The sequence below is a fragment of the Oharaeibacter diazotrophicus genome (assembly GCF_004362745.1).
GTDB classification, from domain to species: Bacteria; Pseudomonadota; Alphaproteobacteria; order Rhizobiales; family Pleomorphomonadaceae; genus Oharaeibacter; species Oharaeibacter diazotrophicus.
The window spans coordinates 94,978-119,638 of record NZ_SNXY01000012.1 but is presented as its reverse complement, the minus strand read 5'-3'; the positions used below and the strand labels follow the sequence as shown (position 1 = coordinate 119,638).

Here is a 24,661-nt window from a genome sequence, read left to right as displayed (position 1 = left end):
CCGCCGATTCGCGTCCAGGCGAGCGGGCGGAAAATCCCGGAAAAAGCGAAGCGGCGGCATCGTTTCCGATGCCGCCGCCTCCGGTTTCGCATCCCGTCCCGGAGATCAGGACCAGATGAAGTCGCCGGCGCTCAAGAGGCTGGCGGTGTAGCCGCTCAGCTTGATCTCGATGTCCACCGTGCCGTCGCCGTTGACGTCGACCTGCAGCTTGCCGGTCGCGTCGTCGAACCGGGCCTGGCTGTTGCCGCCACCGGCCGACAGGGCCGCGCTGCCCTTCCACTGGAAGGTACCGGTCAGCAGGCCGGCGAAGTTCAGCTTGTCGGTTCCCGAGACGAAGTCGGTGATCGTGTCGGCGCTGCCCGTCGGCGAGATCGTCGTCGACGTGAAGTTGAACACGTCGGCACCGGCGCCGCCCGTGATGGTCTCCACCGACGAACTGCCGGTGAAGGTGTCGTTGCCGTCGCCGAGGTTGATCGTGATCGAGCCGGAGGCGTTGACGATCTTGTCGTTGCCGCTCGACCCGGTCAGCTTCTCGACACCCGAGACGGTGATCGTCGAGGCCGCGCTGAGCACGATCATGTCGGTGCCGGACGAGCCCGTGACGGTCTCGACGTTGACGACGGTCGCGGTCTGGGCCGCGCCGAGCACCAGCGTGTCGTTGCCGCCGCCGAGGTCGAGGTCGCGCGCCCCGCCGGTCAGCGTGATCACGTCGGCGCCGCCACCGGACACCAGGGTCTCGACGTTGAGCACGGTCGCCGTGTTGGCCGACGAACTCGCCAGCGTCAGGGTGTCGCTGCCCGACCCGAGGTCGATCCGGACGCCCTGGGCCTGGGTGCTGAACGTCACCGTGTCGCCGAAGGTGCCGCCGGTGATCGTCTCGGCGTTGGCGACGGTCACGGTGTTGGCGAAGGCGCCGAGCACCAGGACGTCGCTGCCGCCGCCGAGGTCGATGACCGAGCCGGTCGCGATCGAGGAGAACACCACGCGGTCCGCGGCGGAACCACCGACGATCGACTCGACGTTGGCGACCGTGACCGAGTTGGCGAAGTCGCCGAGGGTCAGCTTGTCGACGCCGTCACCGAGGTCGACGCGCCCGTTCAACAGCGTCGTCAGGGTGACGAGGTCGATCGCCGAGCCGCCGGTGATCGTCTCCACGTTGGCCACCGTGACCGTGTTGGCGGAGTTGCCGAGGGCGAGGCGGTCGTTGCCGGCGCCGAGGTCGACCGTGCCGCCGGTGATCTGCGAGCCGATCGTCACGAAGTCCGCCGCAGACCCGCCGACCACCGTTTCCACGTTGGTCACCGTCGCGGTGGCGCCGGTAGTGATCGTCAGCTTGTCGTTGCCGAGGCCGAGATCGACGACGCCGCCGGTGATGGTGCCGTTCAGCGTCACGATGTCGGACGAGGCACCGCCGGTGATCGTCTCGACGTTGGTCATCGTCAGCGTGTTGTTCGACGAGCCGTCGAGGATCAGCTTGTCGCCGCCGGCGCCGAGGTCGATCGAGCCGCCGGTGAACTGGAAGCCCAGCGTCACCGTGTCGTTGGTGCTGCCGCCGGTGATCGTCTCGACGTTCGACACCGTGACGGTGTTGACGAAGTTGCCGAGCACCAGGGTGTCGGTGCCGCCGCCGAGGTCGATCGCCGCGCCGGCCGCCTGGGTACCGAGCCGGACGAGGTCCGCACCGGCGCCGCCGGTGATGGTCTCGACGTTGAGCACGGTCACCGTGTTGCCGGCCGCCGCCAGCGTCAGGCTGTCGGCGCCCGCGCCGAGGTCGACGGTGCCCACGCTCGCCGAGGCGCCGAGGGTGACGACGTCGGCACCGGAGCCACCGACGATAGTCTCGACGTTGGCGATCGTGATGGTGTTGCCGCCGGCCGCCAGCGTCACCTTGTCGGAGCCGCCGGCGAGGTCGAGGGTGCCCGCCGTGATCGCGTTGCCGAGCGTGATCACGTTGATGCCGGAGCCGCCGACCAGGGTCTCGACGCCGGTGATCGTCGCGGTGACGCCGCCCGAGCCCAGCGTCAACTGGTCGTTGCCGGCGCCGAGGTTGATCTGCGCGCCGGTCAGGCTGCCGGACAGCGTGACGACGTCCGACGAGGTCCCGCCGGTGATCGTCTCGACGTTGACGACGGTCAGCGTGTTGTTGGTGCCGTCGAGCAGGGTCACCGTGTCGTTGCCGGCACCGAGGTCGATCAGGCCGCCGGCCATCTGCGCCTGGAGCAGGATCGTGTCGGCCGAGGCGCCGCCGACGATCGTCTCGGCCCCCGAGACGCTGACGGTGTTGACGAAGTTGCCGAGCGTCAGGGTGTCGTTGCCGGCACCGAGGTCGATCGAACCGCTCGTCACCTGGGTGGTGATCCTGATCGTGTCGGCCGAGGTGCCGCCGACGATGGTCTCGACGTTCGACAGCGTCACCGAGTTGACGAAGTTGCCGAGCGTCAGCGTGTCGTTGCCGGCGCCGAGGTCGACCGTGCCGGTCATCGCCGCGCCGATCGTGACGACGTCCGCACCGGAGCCGCCGACGATGGTCTCGACGTTGGCGACCGTGATGGTGTTGCCGCCGGCCGCCAGCGTCAGCTTGTCGTTGCCGCCGGCGAGGTTGATCGTCCCGGCGGTCACCGACGCGCCGAGGGTGATCACGTTGACGCCGGAGCCGCCGACGATCGTCTCGACGTTGGTCACGGTGGCGGTGACGCCGCCGTTGCCGAGCGAGAGCTGGTCGCTGCCGGCGTCGAGGTCGATCCGCCCGCCGGTGAGGGCACCGGAGAGGGTCACGATGTCGGACGAGGCGCCGCCGGTGATCGTCTCGACGTTCGCCACGGTCAGCGTGTTGTTCGACGAACCGTCGAGGGTCAGCTTGTCGCCGCCGGCGCCGAGGTCGACCGAGCCGCCGGTGATCTGGACACCGAGGGTGACCGTGTCGCTCGACGTGCCGCCGACCAGGGTCTCGACGTTGGTGACGGTCAGCGTGTTCACGAAGTTGCCGAGCGTCAGGGTGTCGGAGCCGCCCATCAGGTCGACGGTGCCGCTGGTGATCGCCGTGCCGAGCTTGACCACGTCCACGGACGAGCCGCCGACGATGGTCTCGACGTTGGTGATCGTCACCGTGTTGCGGGCGTCGGCCAGCGTCAGCTTGTCGGCACCGGCGCCGAGGTCGATCGTGCCGGCGTAGGCGCTGCCGACCGTGACCACGTCGGCGCCGGAGCCGCCGACGATGGTCTCGACGTTGGTGATCGTGATGGTGTTGCCGCCCGCCGCGAGCGTCAGCTTGTCGCTGCCGGCCGCGAGGTCGATCGTGCCCGCCGTGATCGAGTTGGCGAGCGTGATCACGTTGACGCCCGACCCGCCGACGATGGTCTCGACGTTGAAGATCGTCGCGGTGATGCCGCCCGAGCCGAGGTTGAGCTGGTCGTTGCCGCCCTCGAGGTCGATGATCCCGCGGGTGAGGCTGCCGGACAGCGTGACGATGTCGGAGGACTCGCCGCCGGCGATCGTCTCGGCGTTGGCGATGGTCACCGTGTTGTTGCTGTTCAAGTAGAGCATCACCCAGTCGCCGCCGGCACCGAGGTCGATCAGACCGCCGGTCATCTGGGTGTCGACCAGGACGACGTCGTTCGACGACCCGCCGATGATCGTCTCGACGTTGAAGACGTCGATGCTGTTGGCGAAGTTGCCGAGCGTCAGGGTGTCCGTGCCGGCCCCGAGGTCGATCGTGCCGCCGGAGTTCTGCGAGCCGAGCTTGACCACGTCGGTCGAGGTGCCGCCGAGGATGGTCTCGACGTTGGTGATCGTCACGGTGTTGCGGCCGTTGGCGAGCAACAGCGCGTCGTTGCCGGCGCCCAGGTCGATCGAGCCGGCGCCGAGGCCCGCGCCGATGGTGATCACGTCGGCGCCGGTGGTGCCGACGATGGTCTCGACGTTGGTGATCGTCAGCGTGTTGCCCCCGGACGCCAGCGTGACCTTGTCGTTGCCGGCACCGAGGTCGATCGAGCCCTCGGTGATCGAGGCCCCGAGGGTGATCACGTTGACGCCGGAGCCGCCGACGATGGTCTCGACGTTGGTGACCGTCGCGGTGACCGCGCCGGCGCCGAGGTTGAGCGAGTCGACGCCCGCGCCGAGGTCGACACGGCCGCCGGTGAGCGCGCCGGTCAGGGTGACGACGTCGGAGGACGCGCCGCCGGTGATCGTCTCGACGTTGCCGACCGTCAGCGTGTTGTTGGACGCGCCGTCGAGCGTCAGCTTGTCGCCGCCGGTGCCGAGGTCGATCAGGCCGCCGGTGATCTGCGCGGTCAGCGTGACGGTGTCGGCCGAGGCGCCGCCGATCAGGGTCTCGACGTTCGCCACCGAGAGCGTGTTTACGAAGTTGCCGAGGGTGAGCGAGTCCGAACCGCCCATCAGGTCGACGGTTCCGGCGGTGATCGCCGTGCCGAGCTTGACCACGTCGACGGACGAGCCGCCGGTGATGGTCTCGACGTTGGTGATCGTCACGGTGTTGCGCGCGTCGGCCAGCGTCAGGCCGTCGGCGCCGCCGCCGAGGTCGATCGAACCGACCAGGGCGCTGCCGAGGGTGACGACGTCGGCGCCGGCGCCGGCGACGATGGTCTCGACGTTGGTGACCGTGATCGTGTTGCCGGCGGCCGCCAGGGTCAGCTTGTCGCCGCCGGCACCGAGGTCGATCGTGCCGGCCGTGATCGAGTTGCCGAGCGTGATGACGTTGACGCCGGTGCCGCCGACGATGGTCTCGACGTTGACCACCGTGAGGGTGCCGCCGCCGGTGCCAAGCGAAAGCTGGTCGTTGCCGTCGCCGAGGTCGACACGGCCGCCGGTGACGTTGCCGGCCAGCGTGACGATGTCGGAGGACGCGCCGCCGGTGATCGTCTCGACGTTGGTGACCGTCAGCGTGTTGTTGGACGCGCCGTCGAGCGTCAGCTTGTCGGCGCCCGTGCCGAGGTCGACCGAGCCGCCGGTGATCTGGCCGCCGAGGGTGACCGTGTCGGCGGTGGAGCCGCCCACGATGGTCTCGACGTTGGTGACCGTCAGCGTGTTGGCGAAGTTGCCGAGCGTCAGCTTGTCGGAGCCGCCGCCGAGGTCGACCGTGCCGGCCGTGATCTGGGTGGCGATCGTGACGATGTCGGAGGACGCGCCGCCGGTGATCGTCTCGACGTTGGTGACGGTCACGGTGTTGCGGGCGTCGGCGAGCGTCAGGCCGTCGGCGCCGGCGCCGAGGTCGATCGAGCCGACGAGGCCGCTGCCGAGGGTGACGACGTCGGCGCCCGAGCCGCCGACGATGGTCTCGACGTTGGTGACGGTCACGGTGTTGCCGCCCGCCGCCAGCGTGAGCTTGTCGTTGCCGGCCGCGAGGTCGATCGTGCCCGTGGTGATCGAGGAGCCGAGGGTGATCACGTTGACGCCGGAGCCGCCGACGATCGTCTCGACGTTGGTCACCGTGGCGGTCACGCCGCCGGTGCCGAGCGAGAGCTGGTCGTTGCCGGCGTCGAGGTCGATGCGACCGCCGGTGAGGCTGCCGGTCAGGGTGACGATGTCGGAGGACGCGCCGCCGGTGATTGTCTCGACGTTGCCGACGGTCAGCGTGTTGTTGGAGGCGCCGTCCAGCGTCAGCTTGTCGCCGCCGGCACCGAGGTCGACCACACCGCCGGTGATCTGGACCATCAGGACGACGGTGTCGTTGGTCGAGCCGCCGATCAGCGTCTCGACGTTGCCGACCGACACCGTGTTGACGAAGTTGGCGAGGGTGAGCGTGTCGGCGCCGCCGGCGAGGTTGATCTGACCGGCGGTGAGCTGCGTTCCGATCTTGACCACGTCGGACGACGCGCCGCCGATGAGGCTCTCCACGTTGGAGATCGTCACGGTGTTGCGCGCGTCGGCCAGTATCAGGCCGTCGGTGCCGGCGCCGAGGTCGATCGAGCCGACGATCGCGCTGCCGAGCGTGACGACGTCGGAGCCGGAGCCGCCGACGATGGTCTCGACGTTGGTGATGGTGATCGTGTTGCCGCCGGCCGCGAGGGTCAGCTTGTCGCTGCCCGCCGCCAGGTCGATCGTGCCCGTGGTGATCGAGCCGCCGAGGGTGATCACGTTGACGCCAGTGCCGCCGACGATCGTCTCGACGTTGGTCACCGTCGCGGTGACGCCGCCGGTGCCGAGCGAGAGCTGGTCGTCCCCGGCGCCGAGGTCGATCCGGCCGCCCGTCAGGTTGCCGGTGAGGGTGACGAGGTCGGACGACGCGCCGCCGGTGATCGTCTCGACGTTGGTGACGGTCAGCGTGTTGTTGGACGCGCCGTCGAGGGTCAGCTTGTCGCCGCCGTTGCCGAGATCGACCGAACCGCCGGTGATCTGGGCGCCGAGCGTCACGGTGTCGTTGGTCGAACCGCCGACCAGCGTCTCGACGTTGGTCACCGTCAGCGTGTTGACGAAATTGCCGAGCGTCAGCTTGTCGGAGCCGCCGGCGAGGTCGACCGTGCCCGCGGTGATCTGGGTGCCGAGCGTGACGATGTCGGAGGACGCGCCGCCGGTGATCGTCTCGACGTTGGCGATCGTCACCGTGTTGCGGGCATCGGCGAAGGTCAGCCCGTCGGCGCCGGCGCCGAGGTCGACCGTGCCGACGAGGCCGCTGCCAAGGGTGACGACGTCGGCGCCCGAGCCGCCGATCACGGTCTCGACGTTGGTCACGGTGATGGTGTTGCCGCCGGCCGCCAGCGTCAGCTTGTCGTTGCCGGCCGCGAGGTCGATCGAGCCCGCGGTGATCGAATTGCCGAGGGTGATCGCGTTGACGCCGGTACCGCCGACGATCGTCTCGACGTTGGTGACGGTCGCGGTGACGCCGCCGGTGCCGAGCGAGAGCCGGTCGCTGCCGTCGCCGAGATCGACGCGGCCGCCGGTGACGCTGCCCGAGAGCGTGACGAGATCCGAGGACGCACCGCCGGTGATGGTCTCGACGTTGACGACGGTCAGCGTGTTGTTGGACGCGCCGTCGAGCGTGAGCTTGTCGAGGCCGGCGCCGAGGTCGATCGAGCCGCCGGTGATCTGGCTGCCGAGGGTGACGGTGTCGTTGGTGGTGCCGCCCACCAGGGTCTCGACGTTGGTCACCGTCAGCGTGTTGACGAAGTTGCCGAGGGTGAGCGAATCCGAGCCGCCCATCAGGTCGATGGTGCCGCCGGTGAACTGCGAGCCCAGCTTGACCACGTCGTTCGACGCGCCGCCGGTGATCGTCTCGACGTTGGTGACCGTCAGCGTGTTGCGCAGGTCGCCGAGCGTCAGGCTGTCCGCACCGGCGCCGAGGTCGACGGTGCCCGTCACGGGCGCGTCGAGCGAGACGACGTCGGCACCCGAACCGCCGACGATCGTCTCGACGTTGCCGATGGTGATGGTGTTGCCACCGGCCGCGAGGGTCAGCTTGTCGCTGCCGGCGCCGAGGTCGAACACGCCGGTGGTGACCGACCCGCCGAGGGTGATCACGTTGACGCCCGAGCCGCCGACCACCGTCTCGACGTTGGTCACGGTCGCGGTGACGCCGCCGGCGCCGAGCGCGAGCATGTCGTTGCCGGCGTCGAGATCGAAACGGCCGCCGGTGATCGCGCCCGAGAGGGTGACCAGGTCGGACGAGGCGCCGCCGGTGATCGACTCGACGTTGGCGGCGGTGAGCGTGTTGTTCGACGTGCCGTCGAGCACCAGCCGGTCGAGGCCGGCGCCGAGGTCGATCGTGCCGCCGGTGAACTGGGTGGCGAGGGTGACGAGGTCGGTGCTCGATCCGCCGACGATGGTCTCGACGTTGGAGAGCGTGACCGTGTTGAGCGCGTTGGCGAGGGTCAGGCTGTCGGAGCCGCCGCCGAGATCGATCGAACCGGCGTAGCGCGTGCCGAGCTTGACCACATCCGCCCCGGAGCCGCCCGCGAGCGTCTCGACGTTGGTGACGGTGAGGGTGTTGCCGCCGTCGGCGAGGGTCAGGCTGTCGTTGCCGGCACCGAGGTCGATCGGGCCGCGGGTCGTGGCGGTGCCGAGGGTGACGACGTCGGCGCCGGAGCCGCCGATCAGGGTCTCGACGTTGACGACGGTGAGGGTGTTGCCGCCGGCAGCGAGGGTCAGCTGGTCGTTGCCACCCTTGAGGTCGATCGAGCCGGAGGTCACGGCCGTACCGAGGGTGATCACGTCGGTGCTGGAACCGCCGACCAGGGTCTCGACGTTGGTCACGGTGGCCGTGTTGCCGCCGCTGCCGAGGGTCAGACTGTCGTCGCCCGCACCGAGGTCGATCCGGCCGCCGGTGACGGCGCCCGTCAACGTGATCACGTCGGATCCGGTGCCCGCCGTCAGCGTGTCGACGTTGCTGAAGGTACCCGTGCTGCCGCTGTCGCCGAGATTGATCGTGGTCACGCCCCAACCCTCCGAAGGAAATGGCCGAGCGCGCCGCCGCCGACGCGCATCGGGACGCGGCGACCTCTCCGCATCCACCATCCCAGCGGGAGACTAGGGACCCATGGTTTAAATGGCCGTTAACAGCCGGCGACAGCGGAAACAAATCGGCGAAAAACGGCCGAGATCCTGGATTTCCGACAGGTTGCTTAAGTGACCGTCAACGACGGCGCATCGTCGGATGCCGCGAGGGATCGCGGGCATTTCCGTCCCGCACCGCAACTTCCGGCCATGTCCTTCGCCCTGTTCAGACCGCCTCGGCCACCATGTCGATCGCCCCGCACGGACACTCCGCGGCGCACAGGCCGCAGCCCTTGCAGAAGTCGTAGTCGATCCGGAAGCGGTTGCCGGGTCCGAGCTTGACCACCGCGTTGTCGGGACAGATGCCGTAGCAGTTGTCGCACTCGAAGCAGTTGCCGCAGGACAGGCAGCGCCGCGCCTCGAACAGCGCGGTGGTCTCGTCGAGGCCGAGCACGACCTCGTCGAAGGAGGTGGTGCGACGGGCGGCGTCGAGCATCTCGCGTTCGCGCCGCGGGGCGGCGGTGTAGTACCAGGTGTTGAGCCGCTCGAAGCCGGCCTCGGCGTGCCGCTCGGCCACGGCCGGAGTCTCGCCGCGCAGCCACGCGTCGACGTTGCGCGCCGCCTTCTTGCCGTGACCGACCGCCACCGTCACCGTGCGCTCGGACGGCACCATGTCGCCGCCGGCGAAGAGGCCCGGACGCCCCGTCATCATCCGGGCGTCGACGGCGACGACGCCGTCGCTCACCGCGAGGCCCGGCACGCGGTCGAGCGGCGAGAGGTCGACGTCCTGGCCGAGCGCCAGTACGACGCTGTCGGCGGCGAGTTCCTCGAACTCGCCGGTCGGCACCGGCCGGCCGGCGCCGTCGAGCGCCATCTTCTCGATCGTGATCGCGCCGCCGTCGGCATGGGCAATGGTCGAGAGCCACTTCATCGTGACGCCCTCGTCGATCGCCTCGGCGACCTCGAAGTCGTGCGCCGGCATGCGGTCGCGGGTGCGGCGGTAGACCACCACCGCCTCGTCGGCGCCGAGCCGCTTGACCGTGCGCGCCACGTCCATGGCGGTGTTGCCGCCGCCGTAGACGACGACGCGGCGGCCGAGCATCGGCTTCTCCCCGCCCTCCATGGCGGCGAGCACCGAGACCGCGTCGAGGATGCGCGCGCTCTCGCCCGCCGGCACGTAGGCGCGCCGGCCGATGTGGGCGCCGACGGCGAGGAAGGCGGCGTCGAAGCCGGTCATCGCCGCCTCGACGTCGTCGACCCGGGCGCCGGTGACGACGCGCACGCCGAGCGCCTCGATCCGGGCGACCTCGGCGTCGAGCACCTCGCGCGGCAGGCGGTATTTCGGGATGCCGTAGCGCATCATGCCGCCGGCCGCGGGGGCGGCGTCGCGGATCTCGACCGCGTGGCCGAGCCGCGCGAGGTGGTAGGCGGCCGACAGGCCGGAGGGACCGGCCCCCACGACCAAAACGCGCCGGCCGGTCGGCGCCGCCGGCGGATCGAAGTGCCAGCCCTTCTCGATCGCGAGGTCGCCGAGGAAGCGCTCGACCGAGTTGACGCCGACGGCGGCGTCGAGCTTGGCGCGGTTGCAGGCGCTCTCGCACGGATGGTAGCAGACCCGCCCCATCACCGCCGGCAGCGGGTTGTCCTCGACGAGGCGGCGCCAGGCCTCCTCGTAGCGGCCCTCCTCGGCGAGGTAGAGCCAGCCCTGGATGTTCTCCCCGGCCGGGCAGGCGGCGTTGCAGGGCGGCAGGTGGTCGGCGTAGACCGGCCGCATCGTGCGCCACGAACCTGTGTGGTTGGCGCGGCTCGAGCCGACCTCGAGGGTGATGGCGAAGGGCTTGTCCATGGTTCAGACCTCGGCGGCCGGATCGAGGAGCCCGTAGCGGGCGACGTTGCGGTCGGCGATCGCCTGCAGGCGGGCGATCGTCGCGGTCGCCGGCTCCGGCGAGAACAGGTGGGCGAAGCGCTTCTGCGGACGGAGATAGTCCTCGACCGGGCGCTTCTCGCGGATCTTCAGCGTGCCGGTGATCTCGCCGTGCTCGGCCTCGAACACCGGGAACAGGCCGGTCTCGACCGCGAGGCGGGCGATCCGGATCGTCTGGTCGGACGGCGTGCCCCAGCCGAGCGGGCACGGCACCAGCACGTGGACGTAGCGGGCGCCGCGAAAGCCCATCGCCTTCTCCACCTTGGCCTCGAGATCGCGCAGGTTGGCGACGGTGGCGGTGGCGACGTAGGGGATCTCGTGGGCGAGCGCGATCCGCGGCACGTCCTTGCCCTGGCCGAAGCGGTTGCCGGGTTCGGGCCCGGCGGCGACCGTCGTGGCGGTGCGCGCGGCCGGCGGCGTCGCCGAGGAGCGCTGCACGCCGGTGTTCATGTAGGCCTCGTTGTCGTAGCAGACGTAGAGCACGTCGTCGTCGCGCTCGAACATGCCGGAGAGGCAGCCGAAGCCGATGTCCGTGGTGCCGCCGTCGCCGCCCTGGGCGATCACCCGGGTCGACCGGCCCTTGACCTTCATCGCCGCGGCGATGCCGGTGGCGACCGCCGCGGCGTTGCCGAACAACGAATGGATCCACGGCAGCTGCCAGGACGTCTCCGGATAGGGCGTCGAGAACACCTCGAGGCAGCCGGTGGCGTTGGCGGCGACGAGGTCGCGCCCGGCCGCGGCCATCGCGGCGTCGACGGCGTAGCGCGCGCCGAGCGCCTCGCCGCAGCCCTGGCAGGCGCGGTGGCCGCAGGAGAGCGCGTTGGCCCGGTCCAGGGAGGACTGCACCGTGCGGTCCTCGGGCGCCAGCAGCCGGTTGCCCAGCGTGTGGGTGCCGGTCTGGTGGAACTTGATCGGCGTGTAGCTCATGGCGTCCCCCGGCGGTCAGACGATGCGGGCGGCGACGGCGCCGACGTCCCTCAGGATGTTCTCGGCGATCGGGCCGGAGCGGCGCTTCTCGCGCATCCGGGCGAGCTCGCGCTCGACGATGCCGCGGTCGAGGTCGAGGAAGGTCAGCGGCTCGGCCGTGCCGACGATCACCGCCTCGAACAGCCGCCGCAGCGAGGCCTTGGTGATCGCCCGGCCGCCGAGGCCGGCGACGGCGGTGATCCCGGGGATCGCCGCGCCGTCGAGCGCCATCCGGACGTCGGTCGCCACCACGCCGCCGCCACCGACGGCGAGCGACTTCTCCACCACCACGTAGCGCTTCGCCCCGGCGAGCGCGGCGCGGATCGCCGCGTGCGGGAACGGCCGGAACGAGCCGATGCCGAGCGCGCCGATCCGCCGGCCCTCGGCGCGCATCTCGTCGACCACGTCCTTGATGGTGCCGAGCACCGAGCCGAGCGCGATCACCACCGTTTCGGCGTCGTCGAGCCGGTAGGGCCTGACGAGCCCGCCGGATTCCCGGCCGAAGGCGGCGGCGAACTCCGCCGCGATCTCCGGGATGCGGGCGAGCGCCTCGGTCTGGCGGTGGTGGGCGAGGTAGCGCACCTCCATGAAGGCCTCGGGTCCCACCATGGCGCCGATGGTAACGGGGTCGGCGGGGTCGAGCACCTGCCGGGGCTCGAACGGTGGCAGGAAGGCGTCCACCGTAGCCTGGTCGGGAATGTCGACCCGCTCGAAGGCGTGGGTCAGGATGAAGCCGTCCATGCAGACCATCACCGGCAGCGACAGCTCCTCGGCGAGGCGGAAGGCCTGGACGTGTAGGTCGGCGGCCTCCTGGTTGGTCTCGGCGAACAGCTGGATCCAGCCGCAGTCGCGCTGCGACATCGAATCCGTGTGGTCGTTCCAGATGTTGATCGGTGCGCCGATGGCGCGGTTGGCCACCGTCATCACGATCGGCAGGCCGAGGCCGGAGGCGTTGTAGACCGCCTCGACCATGAACAGGAGCCCCTGCGAAGCCGTCGCGGTATAGGCGCGCGCGCCGGCCGCCGAGGCGCCGATCGCCACCGACATCGCCGCGAACTCGCTCTCGACGTTGACGAACTCGCACGGGGCGAGCGCGCCGGTCTTCACCAGCTCGCCGAGGCCCTCGACGATGTGTGTCTGCGGCGAGATCGGATAGGCGCAGATCACCTCCGGCCGGCACAGCGCCACGGTCTCGGCGACCGCCCGCGATCCCTCGATCTGCCTCAGCATCGCGCGGGCTCCCTCATTTCCTCGGTGACGTAGGCGTGGGCGGCGCGGGCCGCGGCGACGTTGGCCTCGGCGAGCCGGCCGGAGAAGCGGTCGCGGATCGCCGCCTCGACGCTGTCGAGGTGGACGAGGCCGGCGAAGGCGGCGAAGCCGCCGAGCAGCACGGCGTTCGGCAGCGGCCGCCCGATGTGGCGCATGGCGAGGTCGCTCGCCGGCACCGTCAGCATCCGCTCGGGGCGAAAGCGGCCGGCGACGTCGGCAAGGCCGAGCTCGGCGAAGCTCCGGCCGGAGTTGACCAGCACGTAGCCGTCCGGCGACAGGCCCTGGAACACGTCGACCTGATGGAACAGAGTCGGGTCCTGGACGATCAGCGCGTCGGGCGCCACCACCGGCTCGCGGACGCGGATCTCGCGGTCGTCGATCCGGCAGAACGCCACCACCGGCGCGCCGGTGCGCTCCGAGCCGAAGCTCGGGAAGGCCTGGGCGTGGCGCCCCTCCAGGAAGGCGGCGACCGAGAGCATCTCCGCGGCCGTGACGACGCCCTGGCCGCCGCGGCCGTGGATACGGACCTGGAACATCGGGAACCGTCCTTCACTCGACGTTGTGACGCCCCGGACCATCGGCCCGGACGGCCCCGGCCGCATTGATCGGCGTCAACCCGGCCGGGCGTTCCGCGGTTTGATTTCGATCACTGCGGGCCGGCCGCGAAGCTGGGAAGCTCCCTTCGACGACGGCCTTTCGAGGGGGAGTGCGCCGTGCCCGACGACGACCTGGAGACCCGCGCGGTCGACGCCGCGCTCGACCGCCACCGCCGCGACCGCACCCGTCTCGTCGAGATCCTGCGCGAGATCCAGGACGACCTCCGCTGGCTGTCGCCCGACACGCTGACCGCCGTCGCCGCCGGCCTCGGCGTCTCGCGTGCCGACGTCGAGGCAACCGCCACTTTCTACGCCTTCTTCGCGACCCGGCCGCGCGGGCGCACCCGGATCCTGTTCTCCGACAACGTCACCGACCGCATGGCCGGCAACCGCGCCCTCTACCGGCGCATGCTGGCGCAGTTCGGCCTTTCCGGCGACGAGACCAGCGCCGACGGCCGCGTCTCGGTCGGGCTGACCGCATGCACGGGCATGGGCGACCAGGGCCCCGCGATCCTCGTCGACGGGCGCGTCGTCACACGCATGACCGCCGACCGGGTCGACGCCGTCGCCGACCTCGTCCGTCGCGACGTGGCCCTCGCCGACTGGCCGGAGGAGTTCTTCCGGGTCGACGACCAGGTCCGCCGGGCCGACGTGCTGCTCGGCGGGCCGTGGGTGCCCGGCGAGAGCCTCTCCGCGGCGATCGCCCGCGGTCGCGACGGCATGCTCGCCGAGATGCGCGCCTCCAACCTGCGCGGCCGCGGCGGCGCCGGCTTCACCACCGCGGTCAAGTGGATGGCCGCCCGCGACGCCGCCGGCGGCCCCAAGGTGATCGTCTGCAACGCCGACGAGGGCGAGCCCGGCACCTTCAAGGACCGGGTGCTGCTGGCGAGCCACGCCGGCAAGGTGTTCGAGGGCATGGCGGTGGCGGCGTGGTGCGTCGGCGCCAGCGAGGGCTTCCTGTACCTGCGCGGAGAATATCTCCACCTCAAGGCCCCGCTCGAGGCCGTGCTCGCCGACATGCGCGCCCGCGGCCTCCTCGGGCGGAGCGTGCTCGGCACCGAGGGCTTCGACTTCGACGTCGAGATCCGCATGGGCGCCGGCGCCTACGTCTGCGGCGAGGAGACCGCGCTGATCGAGAGTCTCGAGGGCAAGCCGGGCCGGCCGCGGATCCGCCCGCCCTTCCCGGTGGTGCGCGGCTATCTCGGCCGTCCGACCGTGGTCAACAACGTCGAGACGCTGTGCAAGGCGCACGAGATCGCCAAGCGCGGCGGCGCGTGGTTCGCCGGCACCGGCACGCGGCAGTCGACCGGCACCAAGCTGCTCTCGATCTCCGGCGACTGCGACCGGCCCGGCGTCTACGAATATCCCTTCGGCGTCGCCATCGCCGAGGTGCTGGCCGACTGCGGCGCCGAGCGGGCGATCGCGGTCCAGGTCGGCGGCGCCTCGGGCGTGCTGGTCGCCGCCGACGACTTCCGCCGCCGCATCGCCTTCGAGGACGTGCCGACCGCCGGCGCCATGATGGTGTTCGGCCCCGGCCGCGACCTCGTCGACGTCGCCGCCGCCTTCGCCGACTTCTTCGCCGAGGAGAGCTGCGGCTTCTGCACGCCCTGCCGGGTCGGCACCCGGCTCGTGAAGCGGCTGGTCGACAAGGTCGCCGCCGGCCACGGCACCCACGGCGACCTCCTGGAGATCCGCCGGCTGCAGAGCCTGATGGCGCGCACCAGCCACTGCGGCCTCGGCCAGACCGCGGCCAACGCCGTGGTCGACGCCCTCGAGCGCTTCCGCCCCGCCTTCGAGCGCCGCCTCGCCGCGGTCGACTTCGAGCCCGCCTTCGACCTCGACGCTTCGCTCGCCACCGCCCGCCGCCTCGCCGGCCGCGACGACGCCGACGCCCATCTCGTGCAGGAGTTCGAGCCGTGACGGAGATCGAGAACGTCGTCGTCATCGACGGCCTGCGCGTGCCGTTCGAGCCGGGCCAGACCATCCTCGAGGCGGCGCTCGCCGCCGGGGTCTGGATCCCGCACCTCTGCCACCACCCGGACTTCGCCCCGCACGGCAGCTGCAAGGTCTGCACCGTCGTGGTCAACGGCCGCAACGGCTCGGCCTGCACGATGCGGGCGCTGCCCGGCCAGGAGGTCGCGAGCGCGACGCCGGAGATCCAGGAGCGCCGGCGCACCCTGTTGCAGATGCTGTTCGTCGAGGGCAACCACTTCTGCCCGGGCTGCGAGAAGAGCGGCAACTGCACGCTCCAGGCGCTCGCCTACGACGCCGAGATGCTGACGCCGCGCTTCGACCATTTCTACCCGAACCGCCGGCTCGACGGCTCGCACCCCGACGTGCTGCTCGACCTCGACCGCTGCATCCTCTGCGAACTCTGCGTCCGGGCGAGCCGCGACGTCGATGGCAAGTCGGTGTTCGCCGTCGCCGGCCGCGGCGGCGACTGCCGCATCGTCGTGAACTCTCCCACCGGGCGGCTCGGCGACACCGATCTCGCGATCGAGGACGCCGCCGCCCACGTCTGCCCGGTCGGGGCGATCCTGCCGAAGCGGGTCGGCTTCTCGGTGCCGATCGGCGCCCGCGTCTTCGACGCCGGGCCGATCTCCGAGGTCTCGCCCCATCTCGCCCGCACGGAGGACGGCCGATGAGCGCGCCCGCCCCCCTCCCCGCCCCCGCGCCGCGCCGGCGGCTCCGCGTCGCCACCGCTTCGCTCGCCGGCTGCTTCGGCTGCCACATGTCCTTCCTCGACATGGACGAGCGGCTGGTCGGCCTCATCGACCTGATCGTGCTCGACCGCTCGCCGCTGACCGACATCAAGCACCCCGGCCCCTGCGACATCGCCCTCGTCGAGGGCGGCGTCTGCAACGCCGAGAACGTCCACGTGCTGCGCGAGCTGCGCCGTGCCGCCAAGGTGGTGATCGCGCTCGGCGCCTGCGCCGTCAACGGCGGCCTGCCGGCGATGCGCAACCACCGCGGCCTCGAGGACATCCTGCGCAAGGTCTACGAGGAGCGCCCCGACGGCGGCGCCGGCATCCCCGACGACCCCGAACTGCCGCTGCTCACCGACAAGGTCCACCCGCTGCACGAGGTGGTCCGCGTCGACTACTTCCTGCCGGGCTGCCCGCCCTCGGCGGACGCGATCCACAAGTTCCTGACCGACCTCGCCGAGGGCCGCACGCCGCGGCTCGCCGACGCCCTCCTCCACTTCGACTGACGGTGCCGGGATGACGAGCCTCGAGACCGCGCCCTCCAAGACGGGCCTGCGCCGCATCGCCATCGACCCCGTGACCCGCGTCGAGGGCCACGGCAAGGTCACCATCCTGCTCGACGCCGAGAACCGCGTGCACCAAGTGCGCCTCCACATCGTGGAGTTCCGCGGCTTCGAGGCCTTCGTCGAGGGCCGGCCCTACTGGGAGGTGCCGGTGATGGTGCAGCGGCTCTGCGGCATCTGCCCGGTGAGCCACCACCTCGCCGCCGTCAAGGCGATGGACCGGATCGCCGGCTACGGCGCCCTGACGCCGACGGCGGAGAAACTTCGCCGGCTCATGCACTACGGCCAGATCGCCCAGAGCCACGCCGTCCACTTCTTCCACCTCGCCTCGCCCGACCTCCTGCTCGGCTTCGACTGCGAGGCGACCCGGCGCAACATCGTCGGCGTCGTCGCCGCCGCGCCCGACATCGCCCTGAAGGGCGTCAAGCTGCGCAAGTTCGGCCAGGAGGTGATCCGCCACACCGCCGGCAAGCGCATCCACGGCACCGGCGCGATTCCGGGCGGCGTCAACAAGGCGCTGACCCCGGAGGAACGCGACGAACTGCGCCGCGACCTCGACGAGCACGTCGGCTGGGCGGTCGAGGCGGTGGCGTTGATCCGCCGGCTCGCCGGGGCGGCGCCCGATTTCTACGCCGGCTTCGGATCGGCGCCGTCGCACACCATGTCGCTGGTGGCGCCCGACGGCGCCATGGACCTCTACGACGGCGGCCTGCGCGCCCGCGACCTGAACGGCGCTATCCTGTTCGACCACGTCGACCCCGCCGCCTACCACGAGCGGATCGTCGAGATCGTCAAGCCGTGGTCCTACATGAAGTTCCCGCACATCGCCGCCCTCGGCGCCGAGGACGGCTGGTACAAGGTCGGCCCGCTCGCCCGGCTGCAGACCGTCGATCGGATGCCGAGCCCGCTCGCCGAGGCGGAGCGGCAGGTCTTCCTCGCCGCCGGCGGCGGTCGGCCGATCGCCGGCGCGCTGATGACGCACTGGGCCCGCCTGATCGAGCTCCTGCACGCCCTCGAGGTGATCCGCGACCTGCTCGACGACCCGGAGATCACGGGCACCGACCTGATGGCCGAGCGCGGCGCGCGCGCCGGCGAGGCGGTCGGCATCATCGAGGCGCCGCGCGGCACGCTGATCCACCACTACCGCGTCGGCGACGACGACCTCGTGTCCTGGTGCAACCTGATCGTCTCCACGACCCACAACAACCAAGCCATGAACGAGGCGATCCGCGCGGTGGCGCGCGACCATCTCGACGGCCGCGTCGTCACCGAACCGCTGCTGAACCACGTCGAGGTCGCGATCCGTGCCTACGACCCCTGCCTGTCCTGCGCCACCCACGCCCTCGGCCGGATGCCGCTGATCGTCGACCTCGTCGACGCCGACGGCGTCACGATCTCGCGCGCGGTGCGGAACGCCGACCCGTGACCGCAGTGCTCGTGCTCGCCTGGGGCAACCGCTCGCGCGGCGACGACGCGCTCGGGCCGGTGGTGCTCGACCGCCTCGCCGCCACGGCAAGGCCGGGCGTGACGCTCGTCGAGGACTACCAGCTACAGCTCGAGCACGCCCTCGACGTCGCCGCCGCCGACCTCGTGCTGTTCGTCGACGCCGGCCACGGCACGCCGGCGCCCTTTTCCTTCGCCGAGGTCCCCGCCGACGACGATCCGGCCTCGCCCTTCAGCCACGCCCTCGCCCCCGCCGCCCTGCTCGGCGTCTGCCGCCGGGTCGGCGCGAAGGTACCCGCCGCCTTCGTGCTGGCGATCCGCGGCGAGGAGTTCGGGCTCGGTACGCCGCTGTCGGCGGCCGCCGCGGCCCGCGCGGACGCCGCCGCCGGCTTCGCCGCGACACTGCTCGACCGCCCCGACGCCGCGGCGTGGCGTGCGCGGGTCGATGCGTCGGACGTCGTGGCCGTTTCCTGACACCCTCACTTCGGGATCGTCGTGCCCTCGGCGTTCGGATCCGCCGGCTGCGGCGCGATCGCGCCCGGGGGGATCACCGGCGTGGTGCCGGGCATCGGATCGGGCGCGTCCCGGTGGATGCCCGGGTCGACGCCCGGCGGCGGGCGGACGATGCCGCCGGTCTCGTCGAGCTTGTCGGAGAGGGTCGGACACGGCCGGCCTCCGGCCGTGAGCCGGCCGTCGACGCAAGGGTCGGCCTCGGGAACGGTCTGCGGCGCCTGGGCGGCGGCCGGAACGGTGAGGGCCGCCGCGACCAGCGTCGCGGCAAGGGTGGTGCGCGTCATGGCGGAACCTTTCGGAACGGACGCCCCCGCCGGGTCAATGCCCGCCCGGCGCGCCGGTTCCGCCGGGCACGGTCACTCCGCGGCGAGGCCGCGCCGCGAGGCGCTCCGGTCGTTGGCGGCTTGCCGGGCCGCCTCCGCGGCGCGCAGGCGCGCCTCGCGCTCGCCGACATGGTCGCGCGTCAAGGGCACCACGTCGTTGCGCTTGGCGAGTTGGATCTGGAACACCACCACGTCCTCGAAGCGGAACGCCGCCTCGGACATCGCGAGATAGCACTCCCACATCCGGCAGAAGCGCTCGTCCATCAGCGCCTTCGCCTCCTCGCGGCGGGCCATGAAGCGGTTGCGCCATTCCCGGAGCGTCTCGGCGTAGTGCAGGCGCAGCACCTCGACGTCGGTGACCGCAAGGCCGGACCGCTCGATCACCGGCAGCATCTCCGAGAGGGTCGGCAGGTGGCCGCCGGGGAAGATGTAGCGGGTCATCCAGGGATTGGTGAAATCCGGCTCGCCGGTGCGGCCGATGGTATGCAGCAGCATCACGCCGTCGTCGGCGAGCAGCCGCGCCGCCGCGGCGAAATACTCCTCGTAGTGGGCCGGACCGACGTGCTCGAACATGCCGACCGAGACGATGCGGTCGTAGCGGCCCTCGGTGCGGCGGTAGTCCTCGAGCGCGAAGGTGACCCGGTCGAGGCCGGCGTCGGCGGCGCGGCCGCGCGCGACCGCCAGCTGCTCCTCCGACAGCGTGACGCCGCGCACCGCCCCCGCGCCGGCGATCTCGGCAAGGTAGAGCGCGAGGCCGCCCCAGCCGCAGCCGATGTCGAGCACCGAATGGCCCGGCTCGACCAGCAGCTTGGCGGTGACGTGGCGCTTCTTGGCGAGCTGGGCCTCCTCGAGGGTCGCGTCGGGCCGCTCGTAATAGGCGCAGGAATATTGCCGGTCGGCGTCGAGGAAGAGGTCGTAGACACGCCCGTCGATATCGTAGTGGTGCGCGACGTTGCGGCGCGACCGCTCCAACGGATTGCGCGCGGTCAGGCGGCGCAGCAGCCGGCGGATCCGCGTCAGCGCCCGGCCGGGCAGCTTGCCGCGGTCGCCGCGGTGGGCCTGGAGCAGGAGGGCGAGCAGGTCGTAGACCGTGCCCTCCTCGACGACCAGCCGGCCGTCCATGAAGAGCTCGCCGAACTTGAGCTCGGGGTCCAGCACCAGCTCGCGGCCGGCGGCGCGGTCGGTGAGCCGCGCCCGCACCCGCGGCGCGCCGCCGTCGCCGGCGACGAAGCGCCGGCCTCCGGGCAGTTCGAACTCGAGATGGCCCTCGACCACGAGGGCCTCGACCAGACGACCGAGGATCCGTTCGACGATCATCGAATGACCTCCACCGGCGGCGCCCCATGCCGCCCTTCCTGCGCGCACCCCCGATCCTAAGGAGCGAAAATCCCCGTGGGGAAGCCGGTTTGTCGTGCAAATCGGCGTGAACGCGCCGGAAGCGGCATGCGGACCCAACCGCACCGCCGCCTGTCCTGTTCCGGCGCGGACGGCGGAGGGCCGTGGCCCGGAACGCGCGAGGGCCCCCGCCCGGCGAGGCGGAGGCCCTTTCCGGCGCCGGATGGAGCGCCGCCCGACCGTCGCCGCGTCAGGCGACGAGGTCGAGGATCTTGCCGGTGTTGGCGGACGAGGCGACGACGCTGCCGTTCGCGCCGTAGTCCGAACCGCTCGACAGCGCCGACGACAGCGCCTTCAGGAGATCGTCGAGCGGGTTCGACGACGACGTATCCGAGCTGGAGGAGGACGAGAGGGAGGCGAGCAGCGAGGAGATCGTGTCGTCGCTCTCCGCGTCGGAGGACGACGACTCCTCGCCCGGGGGCGGGCCGGGCGGCGGGCCCGGGGGCGGGCCGCCGGCGGCGCCGGCCGCGCCGGTCTCGGATCCCGCGCCGGAGAAGGTGTCCTCGAACAGCGACTGCAGTTCGCTCGCCTGATCCTCGGTGAGCTTGCCGGCCGCGACCTGCTCGTCGATCAGGCTGGAGATCTTCGCCTGCATCTCGTCCTTGGACGGCGGCGCCGAGCCCGGCTCCGGGCGCGACGACGACATCGACTGGTCGATGCTGTCGATCGCTGACGAGAGCGCGGTTTCGTCGGTGCTGGAGATCGTGCCGGCGGAGATCTGCGACGACAACTGCGACTGCAGCAGGTCCCGCGGGGAAAGTCGTTGCTGATAGGAAGTCGTTGAGGAGATCGATGTCATGATGTCGGCTCCGAAAGGAAGGCTCGATACGCCGCCTCGTCTCCAGCACGCGCTCCAATCGTTAACGTGCGGTAACCATGTCCAGGGCCGTGGTATCGTCTCTTGTCCCACTCGGAAATGGAAAAGATCGGATACAAAATTTCTCTGCCTGCACCGCCGAAGACGATCCATTGTCACGGTCAAGTACAGCAGCGCACCGAATCGGGACATGACCGACAATCCCCACATCCTCGTCGTCGAAGACGACCGCGACATCGGACAGCTGGTCGCGCGTTACCTGACCACGAACGGCTGCCGGGTGTCGCTGGCGCGCGACGCCCGCGAGATGGACAAGGTGCTGGCGGCGAGCCGGCTCGACCTCGTCGTCCTCGACGTGATGCTGCCCGGCGAGGACGGGCTGTCGATCTGCCGGCGTCTCAGGGCCCGCGGCAACCTGCCGATCATCATCGCCTCCGCCCGCGGCGAGGAGGTCGACCGCGTGGTCGGCCTCGAGGTCGGCGCCGACGACTACGTTCCGAAGCCCTACGGCGCCCGCGAACTGCTGGCCCGGATCCGCGCGGTGCTGCGCCGGGCCGGCGAGGCGCCGTTGCGGACCGTCGGCGGCAACACCGTCCACCGCTTCCGCGGCTGGCGCCTCGACGCCGGCGAGCGCAGCCTGACCTCGCCGACCGGCGCCCGGGTGACGCTGACCCCCGCCGAGTTCGACCTCCTGGTGGTGTTCTGCGAACGGCCCGGCCTCGTGCTCAGTCGCGACCAGTTGCTCGACCTCACCCGCGGCCGCCATGCCGGCCCGTTCGACCGCAGCGTCGACATCCTGGTCAGCCGCCTCCGCCGCAAGCTCGGCGAGCAGGACGACGCCAACTTCATCCGCACCATCCGCAGCGGCGGCTACGCCTTCACCGCCGAGATCGAGCCTTGATCACGCCGCGGGCCCTGTTGCCGCGGACGGTGACCGGACAGGTGGTGCTGCTGGCGATCGTCTGCGTGGTGCTCGCCCAGGCGATCGGCTTCGCCGGCTTCTACCTGATCGGCTTCGACCGCAACTCCCCGCCGGAATACGCCGGCCGCGTCGCCACGGTGGTGCGCGTGCTCGCCGCCCTGCCGCACGACGCCCGGCCGGCCTACGTGCGGGCGGCGAACGCGAGCGACCCGGCGCTGGCGCTGCGCGCCGAGACCGCGCCGCCCACCGAAGCCGTCCATCCCGCGCCGGCACCGTCCGGCGCCGCGCCGGCACCGTCCGGCGCCGCGCCGCCGCCAGACCGGTTCGGGCCGCCGACCGAAATGTTCTGGCCACCGGACGGCGAACGGCTGCCCGGCGACGGCGTGGGTCCGGGCGCCGTTCGGGAGTTGCGCGCCCGCCTCGGCACCGGCTTCGTCGTCGGCGTGTCGTCGCGCGGGCCCGATGGCTCCGGCCGGATCCTGATCGGCCTGCCCGACGGCCGGGCGTGGTCGGTGGCCGCGCCGGCGTTCCGCCCCCGACCGCTGCCCGGCGGGCCGATCCTACTGACGCTCGCCTTCCTCGCCGTCGCCCTCGTCCTGTTCGGCGGCTGGGCCGCCCGGGCGGTCACCACGCCGCTCCGCCGCCTCGCCGCCGCCGTCGAGGCCGCGGCGCCCGACGGTCTGCCGGGCGCGATCCCGGTCGACGGCCCGGCCGAGGTGCGCGCCGTGGCATCCGCGATCGCCGCCAATACCGACCGCATCCGTGCCCTGATGGCCGACAACGCCCGCACCCTCGCCGCGGTCGGCCACGACCTCAGGACACCGCTGACCCGGCTGCGCCTGCGCGTCGACTTCGTCGAGGACGACGACGTCCGCGCCGCCCTCGTCGGCGACCTCGACTACATGACCGCGCTGACCGAGGAGGCGCTCGCGCACCTGCGCGGCTCGGGGCGGCCCGAGCCGCTGGAGCGGGTCGACGTCGGCAGCCTGCTGTCCACCGTGGTCGACCGCTTCGCCGACCTCGACGCCGACGTCCGCGCCGACCTGCCGGCCGGCCTCGAGGCGCCGCTCCGGCCGAACGCCGTGCAGCGCGCCGTGCGCAACCTGATCGAGAACGCGCTCCGTCACGCCGGCCACGCCCGGGTCTCGGCCCGGCGCGCCGGCCGCCACGTGGTGATCGCGGTCGCCGACGAGGGCCCCGGCATCGCGCCCGAGGACCGCGACCGCCTGGTCCGCCCGTTCGAGCGCGGCGACGCCGCCCGTACCTCCGGCCCGGACCACGGCCTCGGCCTCGGCCTGTCGATCGCCCGCGACGTCGCCGTCTCCCACGGCGGGCGCCTCGTGCTCGGCGACAACGTGCCGACCGGCCTGATCGCGACGTTGGAACTGCCGGCCGACGCCGCCGCGGGCTGAACGGCCCGCCCCGCGCGCCCACTCTCCCGCCCATCCCCCGCGCGATTGCGGATCGCCGCGCTCGCGCCGGCGCGCCATACTGGCACCGACGGGAGGACGGCGTGGAACTCGACACGGACATGCTCGTGCGGCTCGCGGTCGCGCTCGCCGGCGGTCTGCTGGTCGGCCTCGAACGCGGTTGGCAGGCGCGCGCCGCCGGAGAAGGACGGCGCGCGGCGGGCCTGCGCACCTTCGCGCTCGCCGGCCTGCTCGGCGGCCTCTCCGGCGCGATCGGCGCGGCGACGACGCCGGTGGTGACCGGCATCCTGTTCGTCGGCTTCGCCGGCGTGTTCGCCGCCTTCGCGCTGCTCGAGGCGCGCGCCGACGGCGAGGTCAGCGCGACCTCGGCGGTCGCCGGTCTGGTCACCTTCGCGGTCGGCGCCTATGCCGCGGTCGGCGACCTCGGCGTCGCCGTCGCCGCCGCGGTGGCGACCACCGTTCTCCTCGCCCTCCGCGAACCGCTGCACCGCTGGGTCGCCTCGCTGACCACGGCGGAGCTGCGCGCCGTGCTGACGCTGGCGGCGATGTCCTTCCTGATGTTGCCGGTTATCCCCAACCGGGCGATCGACCCCTGGGGGGCGGTCAACCCGGCGGAGATCTGGATGCTGGCCATCCTGATCGCCGGGCTGTCCTTCGTCGGCTACGTCGGCGTCAAGCTGCTCGGCGACCGCCTCGGCATCCTGGTCGCCGCCGCCACCGGCGGCCTCGCCTCCTCGACCGCGACGACGCTGGCGCTGTCGCGCCTCGCCGCCGGCAGCCCGGGCGCCGAGCGCGTGCTCGCCGCAGGCATCCTCCTGTCGGGCGCGGTGATGGTGACGCGGGTCGGCGTCATGGTGGCGGTGATCGCCCCGGCGACGGCGCTGTTGCTGGCGCCGTCGCTCGCGGTCCTCGCCGGCACCGCCCTCGTCGGCGCCGCGGTGCTGATGGGCCGGCGCGGCGGGGCGACGCCGCTCGGGCTCGGGCTCTCCAACCCGCTCGAACTCGGCACCGCCCTGAAGCTCGCGGTTCTGATCGCGGTGGTCGGCGTCGCGGTGTCGCTGCTGAAGCAATACGGCCTCGGCGGCGGCGTCTTCGTCGTCGCCGCCCTGTCCGGCCTCGTCGACGTCGACGCGGCGACGCTGTCGATGGCCCGGCTGTCGCGCGGGGCGCTCGGCGCCCGCGACGCCGCGGGGGCGATCCTCCTCACCGTCTCGGTCAACACCGCGGCCAAGACGGCGATCGCCGGCGCTGTCGGCACCCCGCGGCTCGCGCTCCTCACCGGTGCCGTCGGCGCCGTCGGCGTGGTCGGCGCGGCGGCGGCCCTGCTGGCGTGAACCGCAGGGTGGAAAC

16 protein-coding genes are annotated in these 24,661 nt (G+C 72.0%); 8 read left to right on the top strand and 8 right to left on the bottom strand.

Going from position 1 to position 24,661, the window contains the following annotated elements:
• Positions 1 to 105 precede the first annotated feature (105 nt).
• The 5 genes from EDD54_RS21920 to EDD54_RS21900 form a co-directional block, all read right to left on the bottom strand.
• Positions 106 to 8,385, bottom strand: a complete 8,280-nt coding sequence (locus EDD54_RS21920; protein WP_126540710.1) for a M10 family metallopeptidase C-terminal domain-containing protein — start codon at positions 8,383 to 8,385, stop codon at positions 106 to 108.
• 286 nt (positions 8,386 to 8,671) lie between these two features.
• A complete protein-coding gene (locus EDD54_RS21915; RefSeq protein WP_126540709.1) occupies positions 8,672 to 10,291 on the bottom strand; it encodes an NAD(P)-binding protein in 1,620 nt (539 codons plus the stop codon).
• 3 nt (positions 10,292 to 10,294) lie between these two features.
• Entirely contained in the window at positions 10,295 to 11,296 is a 1,002-nt protein-coding gene (locus EDD54_RS21910; protein ID WP_126540708.1) for a thiamine pyrophosphate-dependent enzyme, read from the bottom strand.
• Between the two features lie 15 nt (positions 11,297 to 11,311).
• Positions 11,312 to 12,565 carry a pyruvate ferredoxin oxidoreductase gene (gene porA / locus EDD54_RS21905; RefSeq protein ID WP_126540707.1) on the bottom strand — a complete coding sequence of 418 codons (1,254 nt, stop codon included), beginning with the start codon at positions 12,563 to 12,565 and terminating at the stop codon, positions 11,312 to 11,314.
• Positions 12,559 to 13,140: a 2-oxoacid:acceptor oxidoreductase family protein gene (locus tag EDD54_RS21900; protein WP_126540706.1), complete on the bottom strand. Its 582-nt coding sequence runs from the start codon at positions 13,138 to 13,140 to the stop codon at positions 12,559 to 12,561. Before EDD54_RS21900 ends, porA begins: the two co-directional genes overlap by 7 nt.
• 177 nt (positions 13,141 to 13,317) lie before the next feature.
• On the opposite strand from EDD54_RS21900, the gene EDD54_RS21895 reads away from it, so the two are divergent.
• The 5 genes from EDD54_RS21895 to EDD54_RS21875 are packed head-to-tail and all read left to right on the top strand — an operon-like array spanning position 13,318 to position 18,385.
• Positions 13,318 to 15,120, top strand: a complete 1,803-nt coding sequence (locus tag EDD54_RS21895) for an NAD(P)H-dependent oxidoreductase subunit E (RefSeq protein ID WP_207620298.1) — start codon at positions 13,318 to 13,320, stop codon at positions 15,118 to 15,120.
• On the top strand, positions 15,117 to 15,845 hold the full coding sequence (locus EDD54_RS21890) for a 2Fe-2S iron-sulfur cluster-binding protein (RefSeq protein ID WP_207620297.1): 729 nt from the start codon (positions 15,117 to 15,119) through the stop codon (positions 15,843 to 15,845). Before EDD54_RS21895 ends, EDD54_RS21890 begins: the two co-directional genes overlap by 4 nt.
• A complete protein-coding gene (locus EDD54_RS21885) occupies positions 15,842 to 16,411 on the top strand; it encodes an NADH-quinone oxidoreductase subunit B family protein (protein ID WP_126540705.1) in 570 nt (189 codons plus the stop codon). The genes EDD54_RS21890 and EDD54_RS21885 overlap by 4 nt, the downstream gene beginning before the upstream one ends.
• A 10-nt stretch (positions 16,412 to 16,421) precedes the next feature.
• Positions 16,422 to 17,894, top strand: a complete 1,473-nt coding sequence (locus tag EDD54_RS21880; protein WP_126540704.1) for a Ni/Fe hydrogenase subunit alpha — start codon at positions 16,422 to 16,424, stop codon at positions 17,892 to 17,894.
• Positions 17,891 to 18,385, top strand: coding sequence for a hydrogenase maturation protease (locus tag EDD54_RS21875; protein WP_126540703.1), 495 nt, complete (start codon positions 17,891 to 17,893; stop codon positions 18,383 to 18,385). The genes EDD54_RS21880 and EDD54_RS21875 overlap by 4 nt, the downstream gene beginning before the upstream one ends.
• Before the next feature lie 5 nt (positions 18,386 to 18,390).
• Here the strand turns inward: EDD54_RS21875 and EDD54_RS21870 are convergent, their stop codons facing one another.
• The 3 genes from EDD54_RS21870 to EDD54_RS21860 form a co-directional block, all read right to left on the bottom strand.
• Complete coding sequence (locus EDD54_RS21870; RefSeq protein WP_126540702.1) at positions 18,391 to 18,708, bottom strand: hypothetical protein; 318 nt, start codon at positions 18,706 to 18,708, stop codon at positions 18,391 to 18,393.
• Between the two features lie 72 nt (positions 18,709 to 18,780).
• Positions 18,781 to 20,064, bottom strand: a complete 1,284-nt coding sequence (locus EDD54_RS21865; RefSeq protein WP_126540701.1) for a cyclopropane fatty acid synthase — start codon at positions 20,062 to 20,064, stop codon at positions 18,781 to 18,783.
• Between the two features lie 268 nt (positions 20,065 to 20,332).
• Entirely contained in the window at positions 20,333 to 20,941 is a 609-nt protein-coding gene (locus tag EDD54_RS21860; protein WP_126540700.1) for a hypothetical protein, read from the bottom strand.
• Positions 20,942 to 21,149: 208 nt separating this feature from the next.
• Between EDD54_RS21860 and EDD54_RS21855 the strand changes: the two genes are divergently transcribed.
• The 3 genes from EDD54_RS21855 (at position 21,150) to EDD54_RS21845 (ending at position 24,645) form a co-directional block, all read left to right on the top strand.
• Positions 21,150 to 21,860, top strand: a complete 711-nt coding sequence (locus tag EDD54_RS21855) for a response regulator (protein ID WP_126540699.1) — start codon at positions 21,150 to 21,152, stop codon at positions 21,858 to 21,860.
• Complete coding sequence (locus EDD54_RS21850) at positions 21,857 to 23,293, top strand: ATP-binding protein (RefSeq protein WP_126540698.1); 1,437 nt, start codon at positions 21,857 to 21,859, stop codon at positions 23,291 to 23,293. The genes EDD54_RS21855 and EDD54_RS21850 overlap by 4 nt, the downstream gene beginning before the upstream one ends.
• 101 nt (positions 23,294 to 23,394) lie before the next feature.
• Complete coding sequence (locus EDD54_RS21845) at positions 23,395 to 24,645, top strand: MgtC/SapB family protein (RefSeq protein ID WP_245515863.1); 1,251 nt, start codon at positions 23,395 to 23,397, stop codon at positions 24,643 to 24,645.
• Positions 24,646 to 24,661: the final 16 nt, after the last annotated feature.